Below are 8577 nucleotides of genomic sequence, written 5' to 3'. Positions count from 1 at the left end.
GAGGAATATTACCCTCAATATTCATACTCCCCTATTTATACAAAAAACTATAAGTTAATGAATTCGGAATTAATTAATGCTCTAAATTAAATATTTATATGTCGCAATTAACACAAGCTTTAGAACGTATTTTAGAAATACGGAAGAAAATTTATCCTTCTGTAACAGCTAATTTAAACCCAGGTCTTACAATAAATGAAATAGAAAAGATAACTAAAGATTGGCAGATTCCACTACCAACTGAAATCTATGAACTATATCAGTGGAGAAATGGGTTTGCAGACGGTCATTGCTCGATTTATGAATTTGCTAGTTTATTTGATATATGGGGATTTGAGCCTCTACAAAATTTATCTATAGAAAAGCAGCCATCGCCTTATGAATATGAACTTGATACTCCTTTTTATGCTCTAAATATATTGCCTTGTTATGAATATGATTCTGGAGGTTATATAGTATTTGATGAAAAAGGAGAAACCAAATGGGTCGAAATGGTTTCCTTTGTTGATGGTTTTTCAGTAAGAATAGATGAATATTATTACACTTATTATTACACTAATTTAACCAATATGGTTTTGACTATAGCAAACTCCTATGAAAAAGCATATTATCAAGATAATAGGGATGATTGGAAAGTAAATGAAGAAACAAGGAAAAATATTTGGTATCAATATAATTCATCAAAGTTATCTGAATCTACCTTGAATAAAATTATTCAAATTACTAATTTTAATTTTATTAATCAATTATTTACAAATAATATTAATTTTATAGACCCTACCACTCAAGAACCTTTAATCCAGATTCTTCAACAAATAAAACTGAATACTGAAGATAAAAATATTAAAGAAAAAATCACAAGAATACTTGGAGAGGGAGTTAAAAAGATACCAAAAGAATTTTCTTATTCCAATCTGTTGAAAGAATATTGGAAAATTAAAGAACCATTAATATCATCTTCTCAGAGATTTCATTTATCAATAGAAGAAGAAGTTTATAACGGACAAAGTATCAAACAAATTGACCAAAAGAGACGCGAACAAAGTATAAAAATAGCAACTATTTTTATACTATTTATGCTGAAATCAGTAAATACACTTACTCAAGCTTTAAGCTATGATGATGCTTTCATTCGTAGCGAAGCTGCTTGGGCATTAGGAGAAATTAAAGCACTGGGCGCAGCAGAACCTTTAATTGAAGCATTGCAAGATGAAAATAAAGAAGTTAGACAGGCGACAAGAGAAGCTCTTTTAAAGATAATTTTAAAGTTTCCAGAGGTTGAAAATTTAATTCCTTTTTAAATTGCTCTCGCTTATATAAATTACCCGCTCCATTTGAAGTCAGCTAGCAGTTTTGATAACTTGCGTCCATCATTGAGAACCAAAAAGATAAAAATTTGAATGCTTGAAAGCTTTGCGTCAAGAGGTTTTTGGGAGTTGCGTTAATTCCTTAGCGTACAATTTTCCCGTTTTGGCACAGTCTCGCCTGAATCTCCCGGCTAGAAGCCGGGTAGAGCGTCAAAAAAATAAGGATTTAACCCCGACAAACCTTTAATCTTTCCCTTACACGAGGATTACTATCAAGATAATCTTTTAACTTCTCGCATCCTTTTGTTAATAACCTGTTTAATTCGTCAATAGACCAAATTAGCACCTCATTTCCTTGAGGTTGATTACCTTGAACGTGCGCGAGAATGTATTTACCATCCGGGCTGAAATTTGCTTCGGTTACAAATGTAGATGAATACTTGTACTCTGCAAGCTGCTTACCTGAAGTATCCCAAATATGAAATTTTTTGTCATTTGAAGCTGTGAGGATACGCTTACCATCCGGGCTAAATTTAGCATACATAACCGGAGTTTGATGGGGTATTTCAACTAGTTGTTTACCATTCGTATCCCAAATAATTGCCATATTGTCTGTGGAAATAGCAATAATTCGTTTTCCATCTGGACTAAAACTAGGGTTGTAAATGTCTTGATTTACTTTAAATTCTGATAACTTTTGACCCGATGTATTCCAAATGCTTGATATCGTGCCATCAGTGGTAATAATGCGCTTTCCATCTGGACTAAAGCTAGCACCAAAAAAGCTTTTTTCACTTGCTGGAAACTCTACTATTTTTTTACCCGAAATATTCCACAAACTAGAATAATTTTTGCCGTCATAATCAAATTTGGCAATAATATATTTACTATTAGGACTCCAGATCATACCTCTGGCTTTGAATGTAGAGATTAACTTACCTGAATCTGACCAAATTTTAGTTTCTTTCTCATCAGTTGTAGTTAAAATATACTTGCCATCTGGACTAAAAGCAGCATATTCTAATGCTTTTTCGTGTCCGGAAAGTAATAGTAACTGTTTTCCCGATCTATCCCAAACACGAGCAGTTTTATCGGTTGATGTTGTAACTATTTTTTTGCTATCTGGACTAAAATTAGCACTACTAACTATACCTGAATGTCCTTGAAATCTTGCTAACTGCTTACCATATTTATCCCAAATTAATACAGATTTCCAAGTTGGGGTAACAACATATTTACCATCCGGACTCCAACTTGCTCCATTAATTTTATCTTTTGATTTAATAGTTGTTGTAACTACTGGGATTTTTTCGAATAAATTCCAGATACGAACTTTTTTATCAAATCCATAAGTAACAATATATTTACCATCTAGACTCCAACGGGGACTACTTTGATTTCCTATTAATTCGGCGATTAAATCAGCAGATAAATCCCATGCTTTTGCAGCACCATCTCTTATATCCCATACTTTTATGGTGTCGTCGGTTGTAAAAAATTGATTACCATCAGGACTAAATTCTGCATTGCTATTCAATTCTTTCTGATTTTTTATTTCTCTAATTAGCCTACCGGATAAATCCCAAACGTAAGTTTTGCCATATTTTGATACAAAGATACGCTGACTATCGGGACTAAAACCAGCATCTCCAGTTTCCGTATCGTCATCTACTTGAAATCGTGCAATTTGTTTACCTGAAATATCCCAAACATAGGAGTCATTAGAGTTAGTTAAAATATACTTTCCATTGGGACTCCAGTAAGCGCTGCTGACAGCTTTTGAATGTCCCGCAAATGTTCGCACTAGTTTACCCGATGTATCCCAAATTTTGGCTGTTTTATCATTAGAAGTAGTCAAAATATATTTACCATCTGGGCTAAAACTGGCAGTATTAACTGTATCTTTAAGTTGCAACAATAAATTACCGGATAAATCCCAAATACGAACTATTTTTTCATCAGAGCCACTAACCTCAAATTGTGGTTTTTGAGATGTAGTAATTATACGTGTTCCATCAGGGCTAAAACTAGCACTATTTACCCATTCTTGATATTTAATTATTGCTAATTGTTTGCCAGCAAAATCCCAGATACGAACTGTTTTATCATCAGAAGAGGTGAGAATATGCCTACCATCCGGATTAAATTCAGCATTATATACTCCTCCTTGATGTCCTTTTAGTGGAACTATCAGTTTACCTGACAAATCCCAAATCCGAGCGGTTTTATCATCGGAGCCAGTAATAAGATACTTTCCATCATCGCTCCAGTTCACAGTTGTAATATTACCTTCATGAGCAACAAACTGCTTTACTTCACGGATATTATTGGTTATTGTTTGCAAAGCAAACAGCGGACTGGTAGCGGGATAATTTTCTAGAGAACGTCCATCTTTCACTAGTTTTTTCAACCTTTGTCCCGCATCCATTGCTGTTACTAAAGATTCGATTTGTTTGGTTTCAAACTGTTTTAATGCTGTAACTCCCGCTCGTTCTAATTTCGTACCTTCTTGAGCTTCTTGTAATTGATGATTTGCTCCTATAAAAGCAATCGTGGCTCCAATAACTGAACAAATCAAAACAGCACCACCAATACGAGTTTGTCGTTTAGCTTTATATTGAGCAGTAGTTAAGGTATCGTTAGCTTGTGCTAATATACGACTTTCTTCTTCTTGAAGAGATAAAGCGGTAGCTATTTCTTGTTTTTCTAATTCCTGACTAGCATTTAAAAACTGATAATCTTGCTTGCTTAAACTTTTATCCACAGCCCAAATATTCGCGTCTTTCAATGCTTTACCACGCAACAATCTAGAATCATCTTGACAGTTTGCAGCAACCCAAGCTGATAATGCTTCCGAATATGGTCTTAAATTCATAAGTGCTTTTTCTACCCAATTCAAATCAAAAACACTTGCATAAATGCGGTTATAAACTCTTAAATATCCCTGCTGTTCTACGACTAATCCAGATAAACGTAACTCTATTTGTTCTGGACTATCTTCGGCAGGTATTCGTCCTAATTGTAAAATTTTCTGATACAAACCAAGCAATGCACCTGTATTATGCTTGCTCCTCAAAATTCTATCTTTGATTGTTTTTAAGTGCGGTGGTTCATCTTGGGATTCCCAATTTTCAATTATTTCTTGTCTAACAATATTTTCTACATCATGACTTGTTAATTGCGGAAAACTTGCTAATAAATCGCATAATTTCTGTGTAAGTAATGGTTGTCCTCCAGTCCAATCTAAAACTTCTTGTAAAACAGCTTGGGGATTTTCAATTTCTTTCAATCCTGCTGCTAAAGGTGTAATCTCATCTATTTGAAAACCATTAACTTGAATCGCACTACCAATATTAAAAGGTGTTCTAACTTTATCAGCGATTAAATCGCTTGGTGTTGCAACTCCTAAAAGTACAAAAGTAAGCCGATTAAACTCTTTATTAAGATTACGTTTCTCATAGCAGCTTCTAATCCAAGAGAAAAAGTCATCGCAGGGAAAATTTAAACTTAAAATACTATCGATTTCATCAATAAAGATAACTATTTTAGATTTGATTTTTTCTAATAATATTTCTTCAATAAATATATCCAAACGCTGTAAGGGAGATAGTTCGGAATTTTTCTTCCAAGATGTTCTAATAAACTCGCTGGGATTAGCTATACCAAAATTAGCTACCAAAGTGTAAACAATTCCTGCATACCATTGTTCTGGATTTATATCTTTACTACCACGTCCAGAAATATCAATTGTTGTACAAGCGATTCCTTCAGCTTGCAATCCTTTGATGGCGCGAACTTGTAAGCTGGTTTTACCCATTTGTCGAGAATTAAAAATATAGCAAAAGTTGCCTGCTTTTAATTCTTTGTAAAGGTCAAAATCTGCTTGTCTCACTACATAACTAGGAGCATCTTCTGTGAGACTTCCACCAACTTTGTAGGAAAAATTGTTGTTCATGATGTGATATTTATTTTAAGTTTATAGTAAGGACTTTAGTCCTCTCCGGAAGGGAAGACAGCCCTTACTACGAACAATTACATCCGATTACGACTAATCAAAGCTTCTAACTGCTTTATCTGACTATTAATTAAAACTATTTCTGGATGCGTTGGATTATATTTTGTTGTAAGTTGCGATCGCGCTACTTTCAAACGTTCGATTTTTATACGAGCAGTATTTGATATTATGCCTTTTTCTATTCCTTCAAGTGGCTGTGCTTGTGTGTTTTCAAGTTGTTTATATAAGTCCTGAAGTTGAGCGTCAAATTTCCTGATTAATGGGTTTTGAAGTTTGAATTTTGCTAAATTTAATGCTCGCTCGACTTCTATTTCTGCAATTGATTTTAAAATCTTAGCAGTGGCAAGATCCGGCTCTGGAACTGATACCCCTAGTTGTGATAATTCAGTTCTAACTTTATCTATCATTTCTTGATACATGGGATCTATACCACTAATCGCAAAAACCATATTGAAATCTTCCCGCAAGATTTTATCCGCTGCTTTGTAATCTTGAATAGCATTATTTTTATCTCCCAAATCCCGATACAAATTAGCTCTGTAAAAATAAGTCTCAGCCCCAGCAGAGGAACCACTATCACGAATGTATTCAGTCAAATCTGAAATTGCTTTTTGTTTTTCACCTAATTTTTCATAAGCCCTAGCTCTGTTCCAATATGCAACGTCACCTGAACCCGATCTACCTGCATTTTTATTAATTACTTCGGTATAATCCTTAACTGCGGCTTTGTAATTCCCAATTTTAAAGTAAGCATTTGCACGTTGATAGTAGGGAGCTACAACTTGAGGATTCAGTTGAATTGCTTGCGTGTAAGAAGAAATTGCAGCTTGGGAGTCTTTTTCGCACTCCATCTGAAAGAGTCCCATGCTTATGAAGTCATCTACTGTATTAAGTTGTGGTGGTTTAGGAGTTCTGCATTCATCAGGATTATTAGAAGCTAGGATTGGTGTAATTAATGGTAGGGAAAAACTCAGCAGCAAGATAGATGATGTATGAGTTAATACGGAAGGTATAGAGAATGGAAATTTCATAATTATGTAATTTAGAATAGTTTTTAGTAGAATTAGGACTAGTGATTCCTACTAATCTCATTTAACCCCAACAATATCTGAGTTTACATGGGAGTATATCGAGTACGTATCGATTTTGTAACGAGATTGAATATTTTTAAAATTCTGCCAAATAAATAAATCTAGCAGTTACAATATCAAAAATGCCACGCTCAGTTAAAGTACGTTCTGAATTTATATCGCAGGTAAAGTCTTCCTTACCACGTAATGGCTATATTCGTCAAACAGATTTAGCTGAGTATTTACAAATATCTCAATCTACTATCAGCAGTTTTCTTAATGGTAGACCTGTAGATTATTTGAATTTTAGAGAAATTTGTCTTGCTTTAGGGCTGGAATGGCAAGATATTGCCGATTTAACAGTAGAAACTGGAACATCATCCGTAGCACCAATATTAAATAAAATATCTTCATTCCCATCTCTAGAACATCCTTCCGGACAAGTACCGTTAGATTCGCCATTTTATATTAAAAGAACCCCAATTGAAGAAAGATGTTACGAACAAATTCATCAACCCGGTGCTTTAATTAGAATCAAAGCTCCTAGACAAATGGGTAAAACTTCACTTTTAACAAGAATTATTAATAAGTCAGCATCTCAAGGAGATAGTACCGTAACGTTAGATTTTCAACTTGCAGCACAGCAAATTTTTGTCAATTCAGATAAGTTTTTACGTTGGTTTTGTGCCAGTGTTGGTTTAGCTTTAAATATTCCCAATAAAATTGATGAATATTGGGATTTAGCGTCAATTGTCGGTAGCAGTATGGCTTGTAAAGCCTACTTTGAAGAATATCTATTACCAACAATTAATAAACCACTAACGCTCGGTTTAGATGAAGTTGATAAAGTTTTTGAATACCCAGAAATTTATCGAGATTTTTTTGGACTGCTGCGGGCTTTACACGAAGAAGGTAAACGTCGAGAGATTTGGAAAAAGCTGCGATTGGTAATTGTACATTCTACAGAAGTTTACGTGCCTCTTGATATCAATCAATCACCATTTAATGTAGGACTTGCTATAGAATTACCTGAATTTAATAGTAAACAAATTTTAGATTTAGCTCAAAGACATCAACTTAATTGGAATGATACCGAAGTTGACAAATTAATGACGCTGGTGGGTGGGCATCCATTCTTAATACGTCTTGCTTTCTATCATATAGCTAGTGGAAATGTGAGTTTAACTAAAATACTAGAAAACGCTACAAGTCCGAAAAGTATTTTCGCAGAACATTTACGCCGTCAAAGTTTAATTCTAACTCAACAACCGGAATTAGCTGAGGCTATGAAAGATATAGTTAATAACAGTAACCCTGCATTATCAATAGTAACTAAATTTAAATTACAAAGTATCGGATTAATTAAATTGCAAGGGGATAATGTATTCCCACGCTGTAATTTATATCGTCAGTATTTACGAATTCATGTGTGAAAAATTAAGTATCCAGCATCAACCCAAATACAAACTAACCGTATTAGACGAGCGCTAATTCTCTTCTTCGCTTTGTTTACCTGTCAAACCAGTTGGGTATGATTTAGACATTTTCTAGTAACGAGTAGCGCCTTTTTATCTACTGACAGGATATTATTACTGAAGCTTTTTTTGATTTTACAAACATTCTCTTACAAGAAAGAGACAATCAATTGCTTATCAAATCTGACCAAAAACAAAACAACATTTCTATTTCTAGATACTTATTGCTTTCTTTTTGAGCAAGATGAATCTAAATTCAACCTTTTCTAGAATTTAACACGCAACCTACTTTTAAAGATATTCTTTTAAAATAGCATTCCTTATACCTATATTTGATAGGAGTATATAAGCAATTATTTTCATGATTATAAAAATTATTTATTTAGTGAAAGTAGTCTAGCACCTAATTAAAATCTAAAGAATTTAGACAGAGGATAACTAAAAAAATTGGATTGTTTATCTAAGGGTTTAACTAATATTTTGAAATTGCGGTGATTCAAATAACCGCTAAAAGTTATTACGACCTTATCACTCAGAGGAAAAACAATGTCTAATATCAACAAAAAGTCCCCATCTTTCCAGGAAGTTATTGGTGTGCAAGACATTTCGCATGAAAGTGCTGCCGCCTGTTCTGGTGGACAGATAATTCTATATGACGGAACCAGTTACACTGGAGAGTCTTTTTACCGCCAAGACGGCAGTTATTCAAC

4 protein-coding genes are annotated in these 8577 nt (G+C 34.0%); 2 read left to right on the top strand and 2 right to left on the bottom strand.

What is annotated here, in order from left to right:
- Positions 1 to 98 precede the first annotated feature (98 nt).
- On the top strand, positions 99 to 1301 hold the full coding sequence (locus IQ247_RS14195) for a HEAT repeat domain-containing protein (protein WP_193920977.1): 1203 nt from the start codon (positions 99 to 101) through the stop codon (positions 1299 to 1301).
- Between the two features lie 232 nt (positions 1302 to 1533).
- Here IQ247_RS14195 and IQ247_RS14190 read toward each other — a convergent pair whose 3' ends face one another.
- Together IQ247_RS14190 and IQ247_RS14185 are read right to left on the bottom strand one after the other, a co-directional pair.
- Positions 1534 to 5262 carry an eIF2A-related protein gene (locus tag IQ247_RS14190; protein ID WP_193920976.1) on the bottom strand — a complete coding sequence of 1243 codons (3729 nt, stop codon included), beginning with the start codon at positions 5260 to 5262 and terminating at the stop codon, positions 1534 to 1536.
- A 77-nt stretch (positions 5263 to 5339) separates the two neighbouring features.
- On the bottom strand, positions 5340 to 6353 hold the full coding sequence (locus tag IQ247_RS14185) for a tetratricopeptide repeat protein (RefSeq protein ID WP_193920975.1): 1014 nt from the start codon (positions 6351 to 6353) through the stop codon (positions 5340 to 5342).
- A 182-nt stretch (positions 6354 to 6535) separates the two neighbouring features.
- On the opposite strand from IQ247_RS14185, the gene IQ247_RS14180 reads away from it, so the two are divergent.
- Entirely contained in the window at positions 6536 to 7825 is a 1290-nt protein-coding gene (locus IQ247_RS14180) for an AAA-like domain-containing protein (protein WP_193920974.1), read from the top strand.
- Positions 7826 to 8577: the final 752 nt, after the last annotated feature.

The organism is Plectonema cf. radiosum LEGE 06105 (assembly GCF_015207665.1).
In the GTDB taxonomy this organism is placed as follows: Bacteria; Cyanobacteriota; Cyanobacteriia; order Cyanobacteriales; family Nostocaceae; genus Rivularia; species Rivularia radiosa_A.
This window is presented reverse-complemented; position numbering and strand designations above follow the sequence as displayed.

Bases quoted from the DNA above. Each gene is read 5' to 3' on its own strand.
- IQ247_RS14190 (WP_193920976.1), bottom strand. From the start codon at position 5,262: ATGAACAACAATTTTTCCTACAAAGTTGGTGGAAGTCTCACAGAAGAT.
- IQ247_RS14180 (WP_193920974.1), top strand. From the start codon at position 6,536: ATGCCACGCTCAGTTAAAGTACGTTCTGAATTTATATCGCAGGTAAAG.
- IQ247_RS14185 (WP_193920975.1), bottom strand. From the start codon at position 6,353: ATGAAATTTCCATTCTCTATACCTTCCGTATTAACTCATACATCATCT.
- IQ247_RS14195 (WP_193920977.1), top strand. From the start codon at position 99: ATGTCGCAATTAACACAAGCTTTAGAACGTATTTTAGAAATACGGAAG.